The following is a 22,529-nucleotide window of genomic DNA, read 5'->3' on the forward strand; positions in this document are numbered from 1 at the left end:
GTGGCGTCAATCACACTCGCCGTATGATGTGCCGGTAGGGTGGCGGCATGAAGCAGCCCCTCCATCGCCGTCAGCCGACCCCGGGCAACCCGCGCGTGCAGCGGACCCGCAACCGCGTGCTGGCCGTCGCGCGGGAACTGCTGCCTCAGGTGGGACCGGCCGGGCTGACCTATGCCCTGCTGGCCGAGCGGGCGGACGTCACCCGTCAGACCCTCTACCGGCACTGGCCCACCCGGGCCGCACTGCTCTTCGACCTCGTCCTCGAAGGCCCCGACCTCGGCACCTATCCCGAACCGGGCAGCGACGTGGGCGCCGTGGCCACCGCCTGGCTGAAGAGCCTGCGCGCCGGGGTCAGCGTGCCGTCCGTGCGAACCGCGGCTCTGGCCGTCACCGCCCAGGCCGACCACGACCCCGACAGCGCCCGGGCACTCGTCCGCATCGGCGAAGACCGCTACGTCGGCTTCAACAGGCTGCTGGAGCCTTCGGGCGTCCAAATCAGCGAAGACGAGTTCACCCTGCTGTACGGGCCCGTCCTCGCCCGGCTCTTCCTCGACCGCGGCCAGGTCACCGACGCCTTCATCGACGCCGTCGTGGCCCAGTGGCTCACCATGCTGCGGCGTGCCGACGCACCGCAGGACTCCGCGTAGTAGTCACCGAGAACTCGTGGCAGAGGCCAACCGGGACACGTGCGTTCAGGCAGCGCGCCGTCAGGTACCCGGGCGTGCTCGGCGACGTCGGTTGGTCGAGCCTGTGTGGCCGACCACCGACCTGAGCGAGGCCCTGCACCGCTACGAGGCTCTCGAAGGCACGGGCGCCGGTCCGGCGGTTGGCTTCATGGAAGCTTCATGTGCTGAGCGGTAGGTGCTTTATGAGGCGGCTGTTGTCTGGCGGTCATGCACGTACTCCTCGTCCCGCCGGTGGACAGCGTTGATCACCCTGCTGTGCGGCACCTGACTACGGCAGTTGACGCCGCGCTGTCCGGTTCCTTCGTGATCGGCGCGTTCCTTCGTCTGGGGTCGGCCAGGCGCGTGGACCCCGCTGGGCATGAGGTCGGCGATGCCGCCCTGCATGAAGGAACCGGCGGCCTGTTGACCTGCGTGGGGGCAGCGCCGGCGGGCGCGGTGGCGCTGCTCGCGGGTCCGCTCCACAGCCGCCTGCCGGCCGGCGCGGCTGCGTCGGCGCCATGGGGCTCCCACTCATGAGCGCCTGATCGACCTGTTGGCGGCCACTGGCTCGGCCGAGGAGCGACTACCCGCTTGCGCTCCGCGATTGGCCTGCACCGCGCGCACGGCCGCGCGTGGAGGCAGCGGTCTGCACTACGGCGGGGACCATCGCCGTCCTGCACAGGGCCGCGCCCGGCCTGGCGGCGGCGCCGTGATGCGCACATACGACCTGACTCGCACACAGAATGAAGAGGGAACTGGACATGAACCTGCGACGGAACATCTCGCGTCGAAGGATGATCGAAGGGGCTTCGGCCGCGGCGCTTGTCGGGGCGGCGGCGGCCACGGTGCCGGCTGCCATGGCTACTCCGGAGGCGGCACCGTCCGGCTCGGGGCTGCCGAAGGGCAACTGGCGTATCGATACCCACGCGCACTATTCCCCCGACGTGTACAACGACTACCTGAAGCGCTATGGCCTGCTCGGCGCCATTAACGGGGCGTACGGTCCGTGGTCGGTCGATCGGCACCTGGCCTTCATGGACCAGTACCGGATCCAGGCCAGCGTCCTGTCGTTTGGCGACCTCCAGGTCACCGTCGGCCCGGTCGACGACCGGCGTGCCACCGCCCGCGCGGTCAACGACTACGCCCGCGACCTCGTGCAGACCCGTGGTGACCGGTTCGGGATCTTCGCGGTCACCCCGATGCCCGACATCGAGGGATCGGTGGCCGAGGTGGACCGCGCGCTCGGCGAACTGGATCTCGACGGCATCTGCCTGCTCACCAACTACAAAGGCACCTACCTGGGGGATCCTGCCTTCGCGCCCCTGTACGAGATCCTCAATGACCGCGGTGCCTACGTCTACGTCCATCCGACGGGCCCGGAGGTTAACCCGGCTCCGAAGCTCTGCTTCGGCCCCGACATCCCGGCCGGGAACAACGTCTTCGAGTACACCTTCGACGCGACCCGTGCTATGACGAGCCTGATCTACAACGGTGTCCTGCGGGACTACCCGAACATCCGCTGGCACTTCACGCACAGTGGTGGGGCACTGCCGTTCCTGGCCTACCGGCTGGCGACCCGGCACTCGGCCTTCCCGCCGTTCAACGAGGTGCTGCCGGAAGGCCCCCTCAAGTACATCAAGCGGATGTACTTCGACGACGCACAGGCGTTCACCGCCGCGCAGTTGCAGCCGCTGTCGTCGCTGGTGCCCGCCGACCACATCATGTTCGGCAGCGACTGGCCGGCGACCCGCCACCTCTACGCGGCCGACAACGTCGAGACGATGCCCTTCCTCAAGGGCAGCCTGCCGGTCCTCAAGGCAGGCGACCCCGAACCGACCGTCGACGCGATCTACAGTCGGCGCCAGCGGATCGCTCTGGAGCGGACCAACGCCCTCGAGCAGTTCCCGAAGCTGCGGGCGCGTATACGCCGCGCCGGCTCGCGCTGAGCCGCGACCGCGCACAAAGCCGCCCGCTGCCCTGCCGACGGGGCGCGGGCGGCGCTCTGGGCAAAGGTCAGCGCCGGCCGACGGAGGGGCCACCGACGGAGATCGACGTCGCCTGGCCGGGCGAACGCGGCCCGCGGGATGGGGAAGCCGGTTCCTGATCTGCCCGGCGGCGGAGGCAGGTGCCAGGACCAGAGTGGAGAAGGGGAGCACGGTGTACCGGCCAGCTTTCCACCGCACCCCGTTCCTGCCTGCCCTGGCAGGTCGCCCGGCCGCTGAAGGAGATCGGTTCCGACGTCGTGCACATCCCGTCCCACTTCGCCGTCTGCCGGAGCCTGGCGGCCGCCCTGCGCCGACGAGGGACACAGATGGCGGCCACGACAGACACCGTACGCTGGCCGTATTCCAGGTCCTCTGCCTCCATGCCGCCGGTGCCCCCGCGGCCATGACGGCCTTCCCCCTCCCTGTTCTCAACTCGGCGATGGAAAGCGAGCACGATGAGCACGCAGCGCGTTCTGGTCGTCGATGACGAACCAAAGATCCGCATGACCGTGCGCGGCTACCTGGAGGCGGACGGGATCCACGTCTTCGAAGCCGCGGACGGACCGTCCGCCCTGCGGGCGGTCACCCGCGACCGGCCGGACCTCGTGGTGCTCGATGTGATGCTCCCCGGGCTGGACGGATTCCAGGTCCTGCGCCGCATCCGGGAGGCGAGCCAGATCCCGGTGATCATGCTCACCGCCCGGGACGAGGAGGTCGACCGGCTGATCGGCTTCACCACCGGCAGCGACGACTACGTCACCAAGCCGTTCAGCCCCCGCGAACTGGCACTACGGGTGCGCGCCATCCTGCGGCGCACCGACAGCCGCCCCGAGGAGGCACACGAGGACGACATGCTGCGCTTCGACGGACTGACCGTCGATCCCGAGACACGGACCGTCCTCGTCGACACCGACCGGACGGTGGAGCTTTCCGCTCTCGACTTCGATCTGCTGTTCGCGATGGCCCGCGCTCCTGGGCGGGTCTTCACCCGGCGCGGACTGCTGATCCAGGTGTGGGGCGAGGACTTCTTCGGCGACGAGCGCGTCGTGGACGTGCACATCCGCACGCTGCGGCGCGCGCTGGGCGACGACGCGAACGCACCCCGGTTCGTAGGCACCGTCCGCACCATCGGCTACCGGTTCCTCGGGCGCCCCGCCTAGCGGCCAGGAAGGACACCCCGCCCATGCTTCCCTCCGGCTTCCCGGCCTACCACAGGTCCCGTGCGCGGCTGCGCCGAATCCAGGAGCGGCTGTCGCTCCGCAACCGGCTGGTGCTCTCGCACGTCATGGTGCTCCTCCTGGCGCTGCTGGCCATGGCGGCGATCAGCGCGCTGATCGAGGTGTGGCTCGGGTTTGCCGACGTCGAAGCCGACGTGGTCCTGCAGATCGGCCTCTTGTTCGGAGTGGCCGCGGCCTTCCCGGCCTCCGTCGCCCTGTCCCGGTTTCTGCTGCGTCCGCTCGACAGGGTGCGCGCCGCCACGCGCCGGCTCGCTGAGGGACACTACGACGACATCCTCGAACTCCCCAGCGAGCCGGGCCTGGCAGCGCTGGTCGAGGACGTCAACACACTGGCGGCAGCGCTCGCCGACACCCAACGCCGCCGCGCCCGCCTGATCTCCGAGGTCGCCCACGAGATGCGCACCCCCATCACCCTCCTACGCGGCCAGATCGAGGGCATGGCCGACGGCATCTTCATCCCCGATGAGGCGATGTTCGCCTCCCTCGCCGACGACCTTCACCGGCTGCAGCGCCTGGCGGGCGACCTCTCCAGCCTGTCCCGGTCGGAGGAGGCCGCCTTCGATCTTCACCGCAAGCCCACCGACGTGGCCACGCTGGCACGGGCCACGGTCGAGCGACTGCGCCCCCAGTACGACGACCAGATGGTGACCCTCGTCGTCGATGCAGGCACCCCCGTCGGCGCCCTCTGCGACCCGGACCGGATCACCCAGGTCCTGGTGAACCTGCTCGGCAACGCACTGGCAGCATGCGATCGGCACGGGCATGTGGCGCTGTCCGTGCACATCGAACCGTCTCCCGTGCACCACGTGATCGTCCGCGTCAAGGACGACGGCATCGGCATCGTCGAGCACGACCTCGAACGCATCTTCCATCGCTTCGAACGCCTTGATCATCCTGGCCGCCCCGCCGCCGCCGGCGGCAGCGGCATCGGCCTGACCATCGCCCGGGGCATCGCCCGAGCCCACGGCGGAGACATCACCGCGCAATCCGCCGGGCTGGGCAAGGGAGCAACCTTCACCTTGCGCCTACCGCAGGAACCCGCCCCCGAGGGCGGCATGCCTCAGGTCTCCCGCTGACTCTATCGACGCATCGACCCCGGAGCGGCGGCGATGAGCAGGTCGCGGTCGGCGAGGGCGCGTGCGGCTGCCGCGGCGCGTGACACGGCCAGCGTCCCGCGAACCGCTCGGTCCGCGGGTCTTTCCGGTGAGCGGTCAGCAGGTCCCACAGCGCGTGAGCGGGCGTCAGATGCACCTCGGGCAGGGAAGTGTCCTGAGTTCGCACGACGACCAGCAGAGGCGCGGTCTCGGTGACGCCGCTGGCCAGGGCCAGCACCGGCACGTCGGCGCCCGCCGGCCCTGCCAACTCCCTTCCGCCTCGGCGGTGGTGACGGCGGAGCCGGCCCACCCGAGGACTTCTTGTAGACCTGACCTGGAACGGTGCGTACGCACCGTTGGCGGACAGATCCGCCAGCCCGCTGTGGGGAATCACCACGGCCGGGGCAGCGTACAGGCGCGGCAGGGCCTGGTCAGTGGCGCCCGGATCACATCGGTGCTCGGCGCAGTTGTTCCCCGTCACCTTCCCCGCCACCCTGGCCTCGGAAGCGGTCGGCATCGTCGACCAGGCCGGCGAGGGCGTCACCGGCATCTCGGTCGGGGACGGGATGGGGGCGCCAGCATGGAGAGCCGGCTTCATGGAAGCTTCATACGCCGAGTGGTACGTGTTTTATGAGGCGGCTGTTGCCTGGCGGTCATGCAGGCTTTCCTCGTCCCGTCATCGACCGCCGTTGATCACCACCGTTTGCGGCACCTGACAACGGTCGCGCACTCCGCGCTGTCCGGTTCCCGCCGTGCGAGGCGCGTCCCTCCGTCTGGAGTCGACCGGGCACGTGGATCCGGCTGGCTGCACGCTCAGCGAGTACGCGCTGCATGAAGGAACGGTGCGCCGGACTCGTGCTCAGTCGTAGACCTGCTCGCGAACCCGACGCCGGCGTCCGACCCGGAGACGACGGGGCGGATCTTCCAGATGACGCTCACCCGCCCCGGGACCAAGTGGCCGATCGTCGGACCGTTCAGTCCCTGGTCCGCCCCTGGTGAGCCGTCTGGCCGAGGTCCGCTCCCACACGTTCTGACCGGGGCGGGCGAGGCGCAGGCGGCTCCATGAACCCCTAGATGAACTGCGTAACGATGTGAAGGAACGTGAGAGTGGAACAGACCATGATGGCGGTCCGCCTGTTCGAACATGGCGGGCCCGAGGTGCTCAAGTACGTCGAGGCGCCGATTCCCGAGGTCGGTCCCGACGACGTCTTGATGCGCGTGCACGCCACGGCCGTCAACAGCTGGGACCTGCGCTACCGCGCGGGCAACCTGCCGCAGCCTCTGCCGGGACGGCCGCCGTGGCCCCTGCCGTTCCAGCTCGGCCGGGACGCGGCCGGTGAAATCGCCGCCACCGGCGAGAACGTCACCAGGTGGCATCCCGGCGACAGGGCGGTGCAGCTCCCGCACCCGCCGTGCCGTAACTGCGCCCTGTGCGTACGCGGCCTCGAAAACCTGTGCGTCGACACCGCCTACCCCGGACACCAGGTCTTCGGCGGATACGCCCAGTACATCGTGCGCCACCAGGACGCGATCCTGCCCATCCCCGACGGCGTCGACTTCGAGACGGCCGCAGCCACCATGTGGACCTACACCACCCCGCTCAACTGCGCGCGGCAAGCACCCGTCGGTCCCGGCGACACCGTGGTCATCACCGGCGCCAGCGGCGGAATGGCCATCGCCTGCGCACAACTGGCCAAGCTCAGCGGAGCCACCGTCATCGGCACCACCACGAAGCCGGACCGCGACGAAGCGCTCAGCAAGCTCGGCTACGACCACATCCTGCACTCCACCGATCCCCGACTGCCCGCACACGTGCGGGAGCTGACGCACGGTCTGGGCGCCGATGCCGTCTGGGACTGTGTCGGCGGCAACGACTTCTTCCAGCTCTCTCTTTTCTGTACACGGCTCGGCGGCACGGTCATCGTCCTGGGCACACCGACCGACCAGGGCTCCCGCCTCGAACTGGACGCACTCGCCCTCATCGGCCGACAGGTGAGGATCGCCAGCGTGCGCGGCGCCACCCTGCGCGACCAGCAACTCTGCTTGGAACTGCTGGCTGACAAAAAGATCACCCCGATCATCGACCGCGCCTACCCCCTGGAAGAAGCCGCCGAAGCCCACGCCTACCTCGAAAGCCACCGGCAGACCGGCAAAGTACTCCTCCTGCCCTAACACCCCGAGCCGATTACTGAAGAGGTGAAGGCGGCAGAACCCCGCCAGAGATAGGTGGTAACGCTGTGATCGTCAGACTGGGGGCTGTAGGCACCTGTGCATCGCGACACGGCGACCGGCACCGTCCTCGCGGATGTCCGGGTCACCATCCCGCGCCGGCGGTAGCTGCCGACCGCCTCGCGCTGCCAGCACCTTGGGTTCTGCGCGCACAGCAGACCGCCAACAGCCGGCCCCGTTCACCTCACAAGGCGTGTGCAGGGACCCCCCACACGTTTGCAGCGGTGGGGACCGGAAGCGGATCGTCAGCCGCCGCGCCAGTCCCCCCGGCTTAGGCTTTCGGCGTCCCAGTGCGAGAGGCGACGCGGTGGGCGTTGATGCTCTCGATCGAATCCTGCACGGCAGGGCGCTTGATCGCGACAAAGGTGACCACGACCACGAACAGCAGGAGCCCCCCGAAGGTGACCGCTGGCTGTCAGGTCACCCGCCGCGGTGCCTAGGGCGAAGCTGCGGGGCCGCGTAGCCGTCAGGTGTCGCCGCTCGCAAGGGGAGGAAGAAGTCGTGAACTGCGCGCTCATCGTGCACGTGCCCATCGCATGCGAGTTGGCTGTCGGTAGTGCGCACGCAATGTGCACGCGGTCCTGGGTGACGGGGCTTCTGTGCAGGTCAGAGCGGGTTCCAGACGTGTCTGGACGTTCCCCGCAGGGCAGCTCGTTCGTACCGGTGACGGCCTGGGCTTGACCTGCGCCCTCGCTCAGCCGTACGGAGAGCGGCGGACGGTCAGGACGGCGACGTCGTCGTGCTGGCTGCCCTTGCCGGCGAAGGCGCGGGCGTCTCGGTACAGGGCCTGGGGCAGTTGGGTGGGAGAGAGGGCGAGGTGTTCGGTCAGCCGCTCGTCGACCGGGTAGAACGTGCCGTCGGCGGCGCGGGTTTCGGTGAGGCCGTCGGTGGTCAGCAGCAGCGTCGAACCGGCCGGGAACTCGAACCAGCCCACGGTGGTCGGTTCGGAGGCCAGTTCGGCGAGACCGAGCGGGACACCCGACTCCAGCGGCGGCGCGGTGACGACGCCGTCGTGCACCAACCGGGGTGGGATGTGCCCGCAGTTGACGACCTGTGCCTCGGTGTGGGCGTCGACGGAGATGACGAGCGCGGTGACGAACCGCTCCTCGTCCCCGTTCTGTTCGGCGTAGGAGTTGTGCCGGACGACCGAGGCGTCCATGGCGTCGACGAGCGCGGTGAGCGTGGCCTCCCGGTGGGCCGCCTCGCGGAAGGTGCCGATGACGGCGAACGCGGCCCCCACGGCGGCCAGTCCCTTGCCCTGCACGTCACCGATCAGCACCCGTGTCCCCCAGGGCGAGGCGACGACCTCGTAGATGTCACCGCCGACGAGCCGGTCCTCCTGCAGGGGTTCGTAGACGCCGTTCACCAGGACGTCGTCGGTGATCAGGGGCAGAGGGTGGAGGATGTGCCGCTGCATGGCGGCGGCGGTGGAGCGCAGGCGGAGCATCTCGTGCTCGCGGCTGACACGGCGGTGGCAGGCGTAGACGGAGGTCACGGCCAGGGCGAGCGTGAGCACCACCAGCAGGGCCCGGTCGAGCGACCGGCCCACGTCACTGCCGCGCAGCAGCACGGTGAGGGTGACGAAGACCGTGGTCCAGGCGGACACGAACCTCGTCTGCTGAACGGTGCACAGCGCCGACGCCGTACCCGGGAGGAAGACCAGGAGACCGAGGAGCCACACCTCGGACCCGGACAGGGCACCGAGGATCTCCACCAGGGCCGTCACCGACACCACGCCGAAGGCCAGCGCGAGGTGGCCCGGAGGCTCGATCGCCTCAAGGGCGTCCGGCGGCCTTCTTCGACGGGTACCGATCATGGGAACTCCCGGGCACGTAGTGATCTCCGTGCACGGTATGCAGGTCAGGCCGCCCGGATGGAGGCGCCCCGCCGGGCACGCAGTGGCTCTCCAGGGCCCGGCCCGCACCTGAGCGTGAGTCGACGCCCTGCGCGTCCCCGGGGACCACACGAACCGTCAGCTGTCGAACTCGTGGTCGCGGGTCTCCGGGAGGGCCAGCAGGCACAGCATGCTCAGCAGACAGAGGCCGCCGGTGTAGAAGCCGAGGACGAGGGGGGAATCCCAGCGGCTGTTCAGCCAGGTGGCGACCAGGGGGGCGAAGCCGCCGCCGAGGGTGTTGGCGAGGATGAAGGCCGCGGAGGCTCCGCTGTAGCGCAGCCGGGCGGGGAACAGCTCAGGGAGGAACGCGGCCACCGGGGAGAACATGAGCGCGAGCAGCATGAGGCCGACCGTGTAGGCGCCGGTGATCAGCCAGGCGTCGCGCGAACTCAGGGAGGCGTACATGGGCACCGCCCACAGCACACAGCCGACGGCTCCGGTCAGCATCACCGGGCGGCGGCCGATCCGGTCCGACAGTCTGGCGACCGGGAGGGTGATGGCGATACCGGCCGCGGCGCCGATGCTCGCGGCGGTCAGCATCGTGTTCTGGGGGATGCCCAGTTCCTTCGGGCCGTACGAGAGGCTGTAGACGATCGTCAGGTAGTAGACGGCCGAACCGCCGATCGCCGCGCCGGTGCCGAGCAGCAGCCGGCCGGGATACCGCTTGAGGAGCGTGGCCAGCGGAAAGCGGGACTCCGGCGCCGGGGCCGATGCCTGCGCGGTGCGCTGAGCCGCGTCGCGGAACACGGGTGACTCGGAGACCGTCGTACGCACCCACAGGCCGATGACGACGAGCACGGTGCTGAGCAGGAACGGGATGCGCCAGGCCCAGTCGGCGAAGCCGTCCCGGCCGGCGATGTGGAGCGTGGGCAGGATGACCGCGCTGGACAGCAGGAAGCCGAGCGAGGGGCCGGCCTGCGGGACGGACGCGTACAGCGCGCGGCGGCCGGGGGGTGCGTGCTCGGCGGCGAGCAGCACCGCCCCGCCCCACTCTCCGCCCATGCTGAGGCCCTGGAGCAGACGGAGTGTCACCAGCAGCACGGGGGCGAGGAGTCCGGCGGTCTCGTACGTGGGCAGCAGTCCGACGCCGACGGTGGCGACGCCCATCAGCAGGAGGGAGGCGACCAGGGCCTGTCTGCGGCCCAGCCGGTCGCCGATCGTCCCGAACAGGACGACGCCGAGGGGACGGGAGAGGAACGCCGCGGCGAAGGTGAGGAACGCGGCGAGGGAGGAGACGGTGGGGTTGCCGGAGGGGAAGAAGGCGGGGCCGAGGACGAGCGCGGAGGCCGTGCCGTACACGGCGAAGTCGTAGTACTCGATCGTGGTGCCGACCAGGCTCGCGGCGGCGACTCGCGGTGCCTCGGTCCGCGCGGCGGATTTCTCCGCCGGGGGTGGTGACGCGGCGGCTCTCGGGCCGGCGGTCTCGGGACCGGTCTTGGACGGTGATTCGGGCATGGGCAGTCACCCTAGGGCCGGGAATTCGAATTCGACAAGGAAGCGTCCGAAGAAGCGTGAGGGAAATCCGGGCGTCCGAATTATCGAACGAGACGGCGGGGGTGACGGAAGAATAGGCGACCGTTTACACGTGGCATCCGCAACAAAATGCAACGAACAGCACCTCACGTGGCCGTCAATCCCGCTGCACCTGTCACGTTGCTGTCAATAATAATTCCGAGGAACGCATAAAAATTGACGGGTGATCACACCTTGCCAACCGGCCGCCGCACGGGAAATGCTCGCAACGGCGCAACTTGAAAGTTCTACGACCATCGTTTTTCGGACTTTATGCGGCCACCGGCTGGGGAGGCGTATTACCCATGCTGAAAACCGGCAAGTTATTACGCTTGAGAAGGCTTTCGCTGGCCGGTGACGGCCGGCATCTGCTCGTTCCTCTCGATCACAGCGTTTCGGACGGCCCGATCGTCCCCGCCGGCCAATGGGACGGCCTGCTCCGGGCGCTGGTGGACGGCGGGGCCGACGGGATCATCGTCCACAAGGGGCGCGCCCGCGCCTTCGCGCCGGACATCCTCAAGAGCTGCGCGCTGGTGGTGCACCTGAGCGCCAGTACCGCCTGCTCCGTCGACGTCCACGCCAAGGTGCTGGTCGCCGATGTCGAGGAGGCCCTGCGGCTCGGCGCGGACGCGGTCAGCGTCCATGTGAACATCGGCTCGGACACCGAGGCGCGGCAGCTCTCCGATCTGGGGGCGGTGGCCCGTTCCTGTGACGCGTGGGGCATGCCGCTGATCGCGATGGTCTACCCTCGCGGCCCCCGGATCGAGGACCCGCGCGACCCCGCTCTCCTCGCGCACCTGGCCAACGTCGCCGCGGACCTGGGCGCGGACATGGTGAAGACCTCCGTCGCCCTGCCGGTCGAGCGGATGGCGGAGGTGGTGGCGGGCAGCCCCATCCCCGTCCTCGCCGCGGGCGGTCCGCCGGACGGCACCGACCTCGTCGAGTACGGCACCGCCGTGATGGCCACCGGCTGCCGGGGACTGGCCGTCGGCCGCCGGATCTTCTCGGCCCCCTCGCCCGCCTCCCTGGTGGCCCGCCTCGCCGCGGTCGTGCACGGCGACGGTGGCACTTCGCATGACATGAGCATGACCCACCCCTCGACGTTCGTGGCAGGAGTCGCATGAGGTTCGCATGGATCGATCTGCGTGAAGTCCCCGGCCCCCAGCTCCAGGCGGTGGTGGACGCGGCCGTCCACGCCCGGATGGCCGGGGTGGTGGCCGCCGATGCCGAGCTGCTCGCGACGCTGCCCCCGACCGTCACCCGGGTGCTGGCACCCGAGGGCCGGGCCCCGGCCGCCGCGAAGAAGCCCGGTGACAAGGAGGGGAAGGCCACCGGCGCCAAGGAGACGAAGGGCACCGCCGACGCCGGGTCACCGACCCGGTCCGGGAGCTCCCCGGCCGGCGGCGGAATCGACGTCCTGCTGCGGAGGTTCGGCACCGAGGACGAACTGGACGCCCTCGCCGCCGGCAACCGCGCCGCCGGGGGCACACCCGCCGCCGGCATCGTCGACGTACGGGACGACCGCACGCTCCAGCTGTCGTGCGCCGGTGCCATGAAGCTGCCGTACACCGTCATCCACTTCGCCGACCCGACCAAGATCCCGCTGGAGATCGTGCTCGCCGCGGCCGAGTCCGCCGACGGCAAACTGGTGACCGTCGTCGACGGCCTGGAGGAGGCGGCGATCGTCTTCGACGTGCTGGAGCGCGGCTCGGACGGCATCCTGTTCACACCCCGCAGCGCCGACGAGGTGTTCGCGCTGGCCCGGCTGCTGCAGGCGAGCACACCCCAGTTGGAGCTGTCCACGCTGACCGTGGAGAGCATCCGGCACGTCGGACTCGGTGACCGGGTCTGCGTCGACACCTGCTCCCACTTCGAGGAGGACGAGGGCATCCTCGTCGGCTCCTACTCCTCCGGCTTCGTCCTGTGCTGCAGCGAGACCCACCCGCTGCCGTACATGCCGACCCGGCCGTTCCGGGTCAACGCCGGAGCCCTGCACTCGTACACGCTCGGACCGGACAACCGCACCAACTACCTGAGCGAGGTGGGCTCCGGCAGCGTCCTGCTCGCGGTCGGCGCCGACGGCCGCACCCGGCGGGTCGTGGTCGGCCGCGCCAAGCTGGAGTCCCGGCCGCTGCTGGAGATCCGCACCCACGCCGAGGACGGACGGCTGGTCAGCCTGACCGTCCAGGACGACTGGCACGTACGGGTGCTCGGCCCGGGCGGCAAGGTCCTCAACGTCACCGAACTGCGGACCGGTGACGAACTGCTCGGCTATCTGGCCACGGACAAGCGCCATGTCGGCCTGCCCATCGGCGAGTTCTGCAAGGAGGTCTGAGGCCTCATGGGCGAACGCGCGACAGACCCGGCCGGCTCCATGGGCTCCCTCGTCCAGCGGCTGCTCGACGCCCGGGACGACGGGCTGCCGTTCCTGATTCACCGACAGGAGACGGTCAGCCGCGCGGAGTTACGTGAGCGGGTGGCCAAACAGGCCGCCGTGTTCGCCGGATACGGCATCGGCCCGGGCAGCACCGTGGGACTGCGGACACCGCCCAGCTTCACCCAGGTGGAAGTCCTGCTCGCGCTGTGGCGGCTCGGCGCCCAGGTGCTGCTCCTCGACTTCCGGCTCAAGCCGGCCGAGGTGGAGTCCCTCTGCGCGGTCTGCCGGCCGCAGTTCCTGGTCGGCGCCGGGTCCAACGTCCGGGCGGCGTTCGGTTTCCGGCCCGAGTACGAGGTCACCACCGAGTGCCGCAGGACCGGCCGGCCGGCCGCCACCGGGCACCGGCTGGTGCAGTTCAGCTCGGGCTCCACGGGACGGCCGAAGGTGATCGGCAGGACCGTACGGTCGCTCGCCGCCGAAGTGGACGCGTTCGCCACGGTTCCCGGTATGCCGGAGGAGGGCGACCGGCTGCTGCTGCTCAGTTCGACAGCCCACAGCTTCGGACTGATCGGCGGGCTGCTGTACTCGCTGGCGGCCGGAGTCTCCGTGGTGTTCGCGCCCCGCGTCTCCGCTCGCGACATCCTGCGGACCGCGTCGGACCACCGGGTCACCGCCCTGTTCGGAGTGCCGATGCACTTCGAACTGCTCGCGTCCGCCCTCGATCCGCCCGCCCTGCCCGAGCTGCGCATCGCGGTGTCGGGCGGCGAGCTGATGCCCCCGCGGGTGGCGGCGCGGTTCGCCGAACGGTACGGCGTCCCGGTCGGCGAGGCCTACGGCACCACCGAGACCGGCATCGTCGCCATCGACGTCGGCGGCGCGCTGCGGCCCTCGGTCGGCCGGGCCGCACCGGGCGTGGTGGTACGGCAGTACCGGGGCGAACTGGACGTGGCGCTGGCCGAGTCCCCGTATCTCTTCGACTCGGGCGGTACGCAGTACGCGGACGGCTGGCTGCACACCCGGGACCGGGCCACCGTGGACGACACCGGGGCGGTCAGCGTGCACGGCCGAGCCGACTCGCTCGTCGTGATCGGCGGTCTGAAGGTGGATCTCACCGAGGTCGAGCAGGTGCTCCGCGAACACCCGGCGGTCGAGCAGGCGGTCCTGGTCCACGAGGGCGTGACCGAGGCCTATGTCGCGGTGGCCGCCGATGCCGAGGAGCCGTCCGCGGAGGAACTGCTGCGGTGGTGCCGGGAGCGGCTGGCCGACTACAAGCTGCCGCGGGTGATCCGGCTGCTGGAGACCCTGCCGCGTACGTCCAACGGGAAGCTGCTGCGCCAGGCGGCGGCGTTGCAGGCGGCGGCGAGCGGTGCGTCGTAGGCCGGACCGGGCCGCCCGAACACCTTCCGCAACATCCCCCGTTCCCTCGTTTCCCCCACCGGTACCTCTCACTGGAGTTCTGTCGACCATGAGCACATCGACCCTGGAAGAAGAGATCCGCGAGTTCGTGCTGACCGCGGTCATCGACGAGATGAACATCCTGACCAGCCGTGAGGGCATCACCGACGACAGCCCGGTGACCGTCGGCGGGCTGGACGTCGACTCGCTCAGCCTGATCGAGCTCACGATGCGGCTGGAGTCCCGGTTCGGCGTGGAGATCCCGGACACCGACATCGAGCCGCTGGCCTCCCTGACCCTCGGCGGACTCGTCGCCGAGGTCGTCCGGCGCGGTGCGCGGGCATGAGCACGGAAGCCTCGCCGGCCCCCATCACCACCGACACCGTCCGGCAGTTGCTGTCGGACCGCAAGGTCTTCCCCGGGCTGCCCGACGACCTCGGGGAGGACGCCGAGCTGGTGCTGGACTCCCTCGGGCTGGTGTGGCTGCTCCACGTGGTCGAGGAGCGCTACGGCCTGGTCGTCGAGCCCACCGACGAGGACATCGCCGGACTCACCTCGCTGCGGCGGCTCACCGGATACCTGCGCGCGGCACAGACCGACCGGGCGGAAGGGAGCGGCCGGGATGAGCGGTGACGTGACGATCACCGGCTTCGGCGTACGCACCGCGTTCGGCACGGGCGCCGATGCCCTCCGGCGTGGCGTCTTCGCGGGGATCCCCGCGTTCCGCCCCACCACACGGTTCGACACCGGCCCCTACCGGACGCCGATGGCCGCCGCCGCACCCGACGGGCCCGACGCGGTCGAGGACTGGGCGCTGCGCCACGCACTCGCCTCCTGCGGGACCGAAGCCCTCGACATGGCCGGCCTCGGCCCGGGCACGGAGGCGGCGATTCTGCTCGGCGTCGCAGGCGACCATACGAGCGTCACGCGGTACTGGCGGGGCGAGGAGGCCGCGTCGGTGTCGGCGCGTGGGCCGGGAACGGACGCGGGCCGGAACGGGGGCGTCGTCCGGAACGGTGCTGCCGGTGAGGGCGTCGGCCGGAACGCGGATGTGGTGCTGAACGGCGCCGGGGGCGAGGGCGCGGGCGTCCTGCTCGCGGGCGACCCCGGTGCCGAGCCCGAGGGAGTCGCGGCACGGTTCGCCGACGCCGTGCCCGCGCGGCTCGCCGATTTGCTGGCCGGTCACCTCGGGCTGGCCGGGCCCCGGCTCACCTTCACCAACGCCTGTGTCGCCTCCGCCGCCGCGATCATCCACGCCTGCCGGCTGATTTCCTCCGGCCGGATCGACGTGGCGGTCTGCGCGGGCGGATACCTCGTGGAGGAGGAGACCTTCGGCAAGTTCGACTCCGGCCGGGCCCTGTCCCGCGACGGCATGGTGCGCCCGTTCAGCGCCGACCGCAGCGGGCTGCTGCTCGGCGACGGAGTCGCGGCCGTCGTCCTGGAGTCCGCCGGGCACGCCCGGCGGCGCGGTGCCCGGCCGCTGGCGTCCGTGCCGGGCTGGGGCGCGGCGACGGACGCCCACCACATCGCCCAGCCGCATCCGGAGGGGGCAGGCCTGGCCCGGGCCGCACGGCAGGCGCTGCGGCTGGCAGGCGACCCGGACGGCGCGGCCCTCGGGTATGTCAACGCCCACGGCACCGGCACCAAGTACAACGACGGCGCCGAGACCCGGGGGCTGCGAGCCGCCCTCGCGGAGCGGGCCGGTTCGATCCCGGTGAGCTCGACCAAGAGCACCACCGGGCACCTCCTGGAGGCAGCGGGCATCGTGGAGTTCGTCATCACGATGCTGGCGTTGACGGACGGTGTGCTGCCGCCGACCGCCGGGTTCACCCGGCCCGACCCGGAGTGCGACCTCGACTACGTGCCGAACCGGCCGCGCCGGGCCGACCCGCGCCGGGCCCTCACCATCAACGCCGCCTTCGGGGGCGCCAACACCGCACTCGTGCTGGAGCGGCCGTGACGACGGACAAGCCCGTACCGCGAACCCACCTCGGCGTCCTCGCGAGTGCCACCGCGACGCACGGCACCGGGAGCCCGGACGACATCGCGCTGCCGAGGCTGCCCGGCTTCGTGGAGTCGGCGTTCAGCCCGCTGGCCTATGAGGTCGCCGGGCGGTGCCTGGCCGAACTGCCCGCGGGTGGCGGCTCCCGGACGGCCGTGGCGCTGGCCGCCCTGCTGGGCGACACGACCACCGCGGATCTGGCCAGCAGCCGGATGGTCGCCGGGCGGGTCCACAACCCGCTCCTGTTCATGCAGGCCACCCCCAACTCCGTGCTGGGCCATCTGAGCCGGGAGTTCGGGATCACCGGGCAGATGTTCAGCCTCTCCACCCTCGACGACGCGCTGACCGAGCTGCTGGCCATGGCGGATCTCCTGCTGGAGGACCCGGAGCTGGACCGGGTGCTGGTGCTGGGCGTGGAACTGGGCGGTGGTGAGCGGGCGGCGGCCGTGTACCGGGAACTGGTCGTCGGCGAGCACCCGTTGGCGGGCCGCCCCGCGAACGCGGGCAGGGCAGCGGCGCTGCTGCTCGCCCGTCCAGGCGCCGGGGTCCCGGTCACGATCCGGGCGGACGAGACGCACGACTCGGTCACCTGGTCCGCGGCCTGCCCCGGAAGCATCCAGGGCCTCTTCGATCTGGCGGCCACCCACTCCGAGGCGAGGAAGGAGACGCAGACCCATGCTCATCAGTAGGCAGGAGCGCGCTCGGATCTGCTCCGACACCGAACTGGGCGCCGGCAACGTCCTGGAGCGGCTGACGGCGTACGACCGCCCGCTCGACGAGCCGGTGTTGCGGACGGACGGCAGCTGGCAGGCGCCGGACGGCAGCCGCCCGCGGGTGCTGACGCTCGGGCAGTTGATCGAGGCCGTCGAGACCTACGCGGGCTGGTACGCCGCCCGAGGGGTACGGCCCCGCGACCCGGTCGCCGTGCACTCCCACTCCAGTGCCGAGTTCGCGGTGAACTTCCTGGCGTTGACCTCCCTCGGCGCGATCCCCTCGTTCGTCAACGGCAACCTGGCCCCGGAGACCGCCCGGGAGTACGTACGCGGACAGGGGGCGGTGGGCGCCTTCACGGACCGGGAGCACCACGCGGTGCTGTCGGGGTCGGGGCTCGGCTTCTGCGTCACCGCCGCCGACATCCGGCCCGGGGACCGCGCCGCCCTGCCGCCGTCGTACCCGTACCGGCACGACCCCACCGACCCGGTGCTCATCTCGCACTCGTCCGGAACCACCGGCATGCCCAAGGGGGTTCCGCACACCCACCGGACGCTGATGTACGCGCAGCTGCACCGGCTGCGCTACTCCACCGGGACCGACATGGAACGCACCCTGGTCGGGCTGCCGGGCGCGCACAACGCCATGGTGGCGACCCTGCTGTACTGCCTGTTGCTCCGCACGGACATCAAGCTGCTCTCCAGCCGGCACGGCACCGATGTGCTGGACGCCATCGAGGAGTTCCGGCCGACCACGGTGCTGGCCTTCGCCGGGACCTTCGGCGAGATGGCCGCGCAGGACCTGACGAGCCGCCGGCTGGACAGTGTCCAGGTGTGGTTCAACACCGGGGACGCGGCGCACGAGGCGCACATCCGCGCCCTGGTGCGGTACGGCAGCCACGAGAGGATCGGACGCGATCTGCGGCGTACGCGGGTCGAGGGCTCCGTCTTCGTGGACGGGCTCGGCTCGTCCGAAGCGGGCTACTCCGTCTTCCACAACCGGCACACCAAGGACACCTCGGCCTACTCGCGCTGCGTCGGCAAGCCGATCAGCTTCGCCGAGGCCGCCGTGCTCGCCGAGGACGGCACCCCGCTGCCACCGGGGCGGATCGGCCGCCTCGGCCTGAAGTCGCCGACCCTCACGCCCGGTTACTGGAACGACTCGCTGACCTGGAACCGGCTGCGGCTGGGCGGCTACTGGCTCACGGGAGACCTCGCCCACCAGGACGAGGACGGCAACTTCTACCACCTCGACCGGGCACCGGACGCGATCCGGACCCGCGAGGGGATCCTGTTCAGCACCCGGACCGAGGAACTGCTCCTGCTGGAGCTGCCCGAACTGGCCGACTGCACGGTCGTCGGGGTGGCCCCCGAGGGCGTACGGGCGGACTGGGACGGCGGGGGAGAGGCCGAGGCGTACGCGCTGCTCCAGCTCACGGACGACGACGCCCCGGTAGGCGACGGCGAGGCGTGGACCGAGCGGGTCAACGCGGTCCTGGCGGCCGCCGGGTTCCCCCGGGTGGCCCGGGCCCTGCGGATGGAACCCGACGAGGTGCCCAAGGGCGCCACGGGCAAGGTCCTCAAACGCGTGATGCGCGACCGGTTCGCCACCAGGGGGCAGGAGTGAGGGACGAGGGGACCAACCACCGCGCGCAGACGGTGGACGCGTACCGACTGTGGTGGCAGCACGACGCCCACTGGTACCAGGGCGTGGCCGGGCGCTTCGGGCAGGAGGCCGCGAACGAGATCAACGCGGAGGCGATGCGCAAGGTGGCCGTGCACGTCGGGCAGCGCGTCGCCCGCCGGTCGGGCCCGCTGCCCGACGGCGGCGACACCGGCAAGGACCTGGAGGAACTGCGCCGCCGCTACGACGAGTGCGGCGACCGCATGTTCCCGCCGGAACTGCGCAACGCCTCCACCGAGGTCGAGGACGACGACAGAATCGTCCTCACCCTGCGGCGGAACTTCGCCATCACCATGGTGCGGATGGCCGGTTCGCTGGAGGGCTACCGGTGCCCCTGCACCGACATCCACGCGGGCTGGTCCGAGGGGCTCGGCGTGACCTTGACCGAGAACCGGGCCGAGAGCTGTCTGCGCGACGGCGACAAGGCGTGCCGCCTGCTGATGCGGGTCGCCCCGCGTACGGAGGGCTGAGCGGTGCGGGTACTGGTGGCCGGTGCTTCCGGAGTGGTCGGACATCCCCTGGTGGGCGCGCTGCGGGCGCGCGGGCACCAGGTGAGCGCGCTGGTACGGGACCCCTCCCGGGCCCCGGACGCGGACGAGGCCCTGCTCGCCGACGCCCTCGACCGCGAGTCCCTGCTGCCGGCGGTCTCGGCCGCCCGGCCCGACGTGGTCGTGCACCAGATGACCGCGCTGCGGCTGCTGCGCGACGATCCCGCTGGCGCCTTCGAGCGGACCGCGCGGCTGCGCACCGAGGGCACCGCCCTCCTGGTCGAGGCGGCCCGGGCGGCCGGTGCGCGACGGCTGGTCGCGCAGTCCATCGCCTTCGCCGCGGCCCCGGCCGGGGACCCGGTCCTCGACGAGGACGCACCCTTGTACGTGGACGCCCCGGACCCCGGCTGGGCCGCCACCGTACGGGCCGTCGCCGAGCTGGAACGGCAGGTGTCGAGCGCTGCGGACCTGAGCGGCCTGGTCCTCAGGTACGGCACCCTGTACGGCCCGGGCACCGCGTACGCCCGTACCGGCGGGACGGGACAGCGGGTGCTGGCCGGGAAGCTCCCGCTGCCCGAGGGCGGGTCGGGGGTCACCTCGTTCCTGCACGTGGAGGACGCGGTGACAGCGGCCGTGGCGGCCGTCGAGTCGGAGGCCACCGGCGTCCTCCACATCACGGACGACGAACCGGCCCCGGCCATCGACTGGCTGCCGCACTACGCCCGTGTGCTGGGCGCCCCCGCCCCGCGCACGGTTCCGGCGGCGATGGCGCCCAGGCTGCTCGGCTGGTTCACGACCCATCAGCTCACCGCGGCGCGGGGCGCGTCCAACGACCGGGCGCGTACGACGCTGGGCTGGAAGCCGCTGCGGCCGAGCTGGCGCGACGGGCTGGGGACGCGATGACCGGGCCCGGCGAGCCGGCGGCCGTCCCGTCGCGGCCGTGGGCCGTCCTGCTGGTCGTGGTCTGCGCCCAGATGCTGATCTGGCTGGACACCTCGATCCTCAACGTCGCCGTCACCACCCTGGCCGACCCGGCCGAGGGCCTGGGCGCGACGCCCGCCGAACTGGAGTGGGTGGCGAGCGCCTACACCCTGGTCTTCGCCGGCGGTCTCTTCGCGGGCGGCGCGCTGGCCGACCGGTTCGGGCCCCGGGCCACCCTCCTCGCCGGGCTGGCGCTGTTCGGAGCGGCCTCCGCCGCCGGGGCGTTCGCGGGGAGCCCGGCGTGGCTGGTCGTGGCGCGTGCGTTCATGGGCGCGGGCAGTGCCCTGCTGATGCCGGCGACCCTGTCGGTGATCGTGCAGAGCACCCCGGAGGCGAAACGCACCCGGGCGATCGCGATCTGGAGTTCCTCCAGCGGTCTGGGCGTGGCCGTCGGCCCGGTGGTGGGCGGGGCACTGCTCGGCAACTTCTGGTGGGGGTCGGTGTTCCTGGTCAACGTGCCGATCGTCGCCCTGTGCCTGGCCGGAGTCGCGGCCGTCGTACCCGAGTTGAAGGGTCCCCGGCGCAGACCGCTCGACCTCCCGGGCCTCGCCCTGTCGGTGCTCGGCCTCGGCGGCGTGGTCTACGGGATCATCGAAGCCGGCGACGGACAGGCCTGGTACGGGCCGCACGTCCTTCTCCCGCTGGCCCTGGGCGGTGCCCTGCTCTCCGCTTTCGTGGCCGGTCAGCGCAGGTCCCCGGCGCCCAGCCTGGATCTGCGGCTCTTCCGGCAGCCCGGGTTCACGGCCGGGAGCGTGGTGCTGCTGATCGCCTTCATGGCACTGGCCGGGCATCTGTTCTACGCGGCCTTCTATCTCCAGGGGCCCCGTGGCCTCTCCCCCTCCGGGGCCGGCACCGTGATGATCGCCGCCGCGGTCGGCATCGTCCTGGGCAGCCAGGCGTCCCCGGCGCTGAGCAGGCTGCTGTCGGCCCGGTGGACGGTCGCGGCCGGTGTCCTGGCCACCGCGGTCACCTACGTCGCGTACGCCTGGCTCGACGGGCGGACCCCGGTCCCGGTCATCGTCGCGCTGCTGTGGATCCAGGGCTTCGGGATGGGCCTGGTCGGTACGCCGGTCACGGCCGCGATGATGAGCGGGGTGCCCCCGCATCTCGCGGGCGCCGGCTCGGCCGTCAACAGCGTCACCCGGCAGGTCGGCGGCACCCTCGGGGTGGCGATGGCCGGTTCGATCCTCTCCGGCGTGTACCGGGAGCGGATGGCGGACGCCGAACTGCCGGGCACCGCACAGGGGTTGTCCCCGGCAGCCGAGGAACAGGCCCGGGCCTCCGCCGAGGCGGCCCGCTCACTGGCCGGTTCCCTGCGCCTTCCCGAACTGGCCGCCACGGCGGACCGGGCCTTCCTCGACGCGATGTACGCCGCCACCCTCGCCGTCGCCGCACTGGCCCTCGTCGGATGCGCGGTGGCCGTCGTGGGGCTGCGCACCCGGGTACCGCGACCGCGCAACGTCCCGGAACGAGGGGCGCGGGACGAACCGGTGGAGTCCACGTGAGTGACCACAGCACGGGAGCAGAACAGGAGAGGGACGCCATGCCGGCGCAGGCAACGACCCGTTCGGTCTTCGTCACCGGGGGAAACAGGGGCATCGGGCTGGCCGTGGCCCGCCGCTTCGCGGCGGCGGGGGACCGGGTGGCGGTGACCTTCAGGGGTGAGGAGCCGCCCGCTTCCGAGGGCTTCCTCGCCGTACGGTGCGATGTGACGGACAGCGATCAGGTGGACCGCGCCTTCACGGAGACCGAGGCGGCCCACGGCCCGGTCACCGTCCTGGTCGCGAGCGCGGGCGCCGCCAACGACCGCCTGCTGGTGCGGATGAGCGACGCCGACTTCACCTCCGTCATCGACACCAACCTCACGGGTGCCTTCCGGGCCGCCCGCCGAGCCGTGCGCGGCATGCTCCGCGAGGGCCACGGCCGTATCGTGCTGGTCTCCTCCACGGCGGCGCTGCACGGCGCCCCCGGGCAGACCAACTACGCCGCGGCCAAGGCCGGACTGGTCGGATTCGCACGGTCGCTGACCCACGAGCTCGGCCCCAGGGACATCACCTGCAACGTGGTGGCGCCCGGCCTCACCGAGTCGGACATGAGCCGCGCCCTCACCGACCGGCAGCGCGAGGATCTGCTGCGCCGGACCCCGGCCGGGCGTCTCGCCCGCCCCGAGGAGGTCGCCGACGCGGTGGCGTTCCTGGCCGGTGCCGGGTATGTGCGCGGCGCCGTCGTCCCGGTCGACGGAGGCGCCGGGCTGGGGCACTGAGGGCAGGCGCGA

General features: G+C 71.5%; 19 protein-coding genes. 17 read left to right on the forward strand and 2 right to left on the reverse strand.

Going from position 1 to position 22,529, the window contains the following annotated elements:
• The first annotated feature begins 47 nt into the window (after positions 1-47).
• From ACFT4A_RS32115 to ACFT4A_RS32135, 5 genes are all read left to right on the forward strand, one after another.
• Positions 48-647 (forward strand): TetR/AcrR family transcriptional regulator, encoded by a 600-nt coding sequence (locus ACFT4A_RS32115; RefSeq protein ID WP_382837097.1) that lies wholly within the window; start codon positions 48-50, stop codon positions 645-647.
• An 875-nt stretch (positions 648-1,522) separates the two neighbouring features.
• A complete protein-coding gene (locus tag ACFT4A_RS32120; protein WP_382837100.1) occupies positions 1,523-2,611 on the forward strand; it encodes an amidohydrolase family protein in 1,089 nt (362 codons plus the stop codon).
• Positions 2,612-3,105: 494 nt separating this feature from the next.
• Positions 3,106-3,810 (forward strand): response regulator transcription factor, encoded by a 705-nt coding sequence (locus ACFT4A_RS32125; protein WP_382837103.1) that lies wholly within the window; start codon positions 3,106-3,108, stop codon positions 3,808-3,810.
• 23 nt (positions 3,811-3,833) lie between these two features.
• Positions 3,834-4,964 (forward strand): sensor histidine kinase, encoded by a 1,131-nt coding sequence (locus tag ACFT4A_RS32130; protein ID WP_382837105.1) that lies wholly within the window; start codon positions 3,834-3,836, stop codon positions 4,962-4,964.
• 1,125 nt (positions 4,965-6,089) lie between these two features.
• Complete coding sequence (locus ACFT4A_RS32135) at positions 6,090-7,154, forward strand: zinc-binding alcohol dehydrogenase family protein (RefSeq protein ID WP_382837108.1); 1,065 nt, start codon at positions 6,090-6,092, stop codon at positions 7,152-7,154.
• Between the two features lie 751 nt (positions 7,155-7,905).
• Here the strand turns inward: ACFT4A_RS32135 and ACFT4A_RS32140 are convergent.
• Both ACFT4A_RS32140 and ACFT4A_RS32145 read right to left on the reverse strand, forming a co-directional pair.
• The gene (locus ACFT4A_RS32140; protein ID WP_382837111.1) at positions 7,906-9,027 is read right to left on the reverse strand and encodes a PP2C family protein-serine/threonine phosphatase; all 1,122 of its coding nucleotides are present in this window, start codon (positions 9,025-9,027) and stop codon (positions 7,906-7,908) included.
• Positions 9,028-9,183: 156 nt separating this feature from the next.
• Positions 9,184-10,560, reverse strand: a complete 1,377-nt coding sequence (locus tag ACFT4A_RS32145; RefSeq protein ID WP_382837114.1) for an MFS transporter — start codon at positions 10,558-10,560, stop codon at positions 9,184-9,186.
• 362 nt (positions 10,561-10,922) lie between these two features.
• Between ACFT4A_RS32145 and ACFT4A_RS32150 the strand changes: the two genes are divergently transcribed.
• The 12 genes from ACFT4A_RS32150 (at position 10,923) to ACFT4A_RS32205 (ending at position 22,517) form a co-directional block, all read left to right on the forward strand.
• Positions 10,923-11,741 carry a 2-amino-3,7-dideoxy-D-threo-hept-6-ulosonate synthase gene (locus ACFT4A_RS32150; RefSeq protein WP_382837117.1) on the forward strand — a complete coding sequence of 273 codons (819 nt, stop codon included), beginning with the start codon at positions 10,923-10,925 and terminating at the stop codon, positions 11,739-11,741.
• Complete coding sequence (locus ACFT4A_RS32155; RefSeq protein WP_382837120.1) at positions 11,738-12,952, forward strand: 3-dehydroquinate synthase II family protein; 1,215 nt, start codon at positions 11,738-11,740, stop codon at positions 12,950-12,952. The genes ACFT4A_RS32150 and ACFT4A_RS32155 overlap by 4 nt, the downstream gene beginning before the upstream one ends.
• Positions 12,953-12,958: 6 nt before the next feature.
• Positions 12,959-14,371: a class I adenylate-forming enzyme family protein gene (locus ACFT4A_RS32160; RefSeq protein WP_382837123.1), complete on the forward strand. Its 1,413-nt coding sequence runs from the start codon at positions 12,959-12,961 to the stop codon at positions 14,369-14,371.
• A gap of 88 nt (positions 14,372-14,459) precedes the next feature.
• Entirely contained in the window at positions 14,460-14,735 is a 276-nt protein-coding gene (locus ACFT4A_RS32165; RefSeq protein ID WP_031105264.1) for an acyl carrier protein, read from the forward strand.
• Positions 14,732-15,022 (forward strand): acyl carrier protein, encoded by a 291-nt coding sequence (locus ACFT4A_RS32170; RefSeq protein ID WP_184587592.1) that lies wholly within the window; start codon positions 14,732-14,734, stop codon positions 15,020-15,022. The genes ACFT4A_RS32165 and ACFT4A_RS32170 overlap by 4 nt, the downstream gene beginning before the upstream one ends.
• Entirely contained in the window at positions 15,012-16,349 is a 1,338-nt protein-coding gene (locus tag ACFT4A_RS32175) for a beta-ketoacyl-[acyl-carrier-protein] synthase family protein (protein ID WP_382837126.1), read from the forward strand. The genes ACFT4A_RS32170 and ACFT4A_RS32175 overlap by 11 nt, the downstream gene beginning before the upstream one ends.
• The gene (locus tag ACFT4A_RS32180) at positions 16,346-17,080 is read left to right on the forward strand and encodes a hypothetical protein (protein WP_382837129.1); all 735 of its coding nucleotides are present in this window, start codon (positions 16,346-16,348) and stop codon (positions 17,078-17,080) included. The genes ACFT4A_RS32175 and ACFT4A_RS32180 overlap by 4 nt, the downstream gene beginning before the upstream one ends.
• Positions 17,067-18,728, forward strand: coding sequence for a class I adenylate-forming enzyme family protein (locus ACFT4A_RS32185; RefSeq protein ID WP_382837132.1), 1,662 nt, complete (start codon positions 17,067-17,069; stop codon positions 18,726-18,728). Before ACFT4A_RS32180 ends, ACFT4A_RS32185 begins: the two co-directional genes overlap by 14 nt.
• Positions 18,725-19,255 carry a hypothetical protein gene (locus tag ACFT4A_RS32190; protein ID WP_382837134.1) on the forward strand — a complete coding sequence of 177 codons (531 nt, stop codon included), beginning with the start codon at positions 18,725-18,727 and terminating at the stop codon, positions 19,253-19,255. Before ACFT4A_RS32185 ends, ACFT4A_RS32190 begins: the two co-directional genes overlap by 4 nt.
• A gap of 3 nt (positions 19,256-19,258) precedes the next feature.
• On the forward strand, positions 19,259-20,176 hold the full coding sequence (locus ACFT4A_RS32195) for an NAD-dependent epimerase/dehydratase family protein (protein ID WP_382837137.1): 918 nt from the start codon (positions 19,259-19,261) through the stop codon (positions 20,174-20,176).
• Entirely contained in the window at positions 20,173-21,759 is a 1,587-nt protein-coding gene (locus ACFT4A_RS32200; protein ID WP_382837140.1) for an MFS transporter, read from the forward strand. The genes ACFT4A_RS32195 and ACFT4A_RS32200 overlap by 4 nt, the downstream gene beginning before the upstream one ends.
• 38 nt (positions 21,760-21,797) lie before the next feature.
• On the forward strand, positions 21,798-22,517 hold the full coding sequence (locus ACFT4A_RS32205; RefSeq protein WP_382837142.1) for an SDR family oxidoreductase: 720 nt from the start codon (positions 21,798-21,800) through the stop codon (positions 22,515-22,517).
• Positions 22,518-22,529 lie beyond the last annotated feature (12 nt).

Origin of the sequence: Streptomyces sp. NPDC057099 (assembly GCF_042671245.1) — a bacterium.
Lineage (GTDB): Bacteria > Actinomycetota > Actinomycetes > Streptomycetales > Streptomycetaceae > Streptomyces > Streptomyces purpurascens.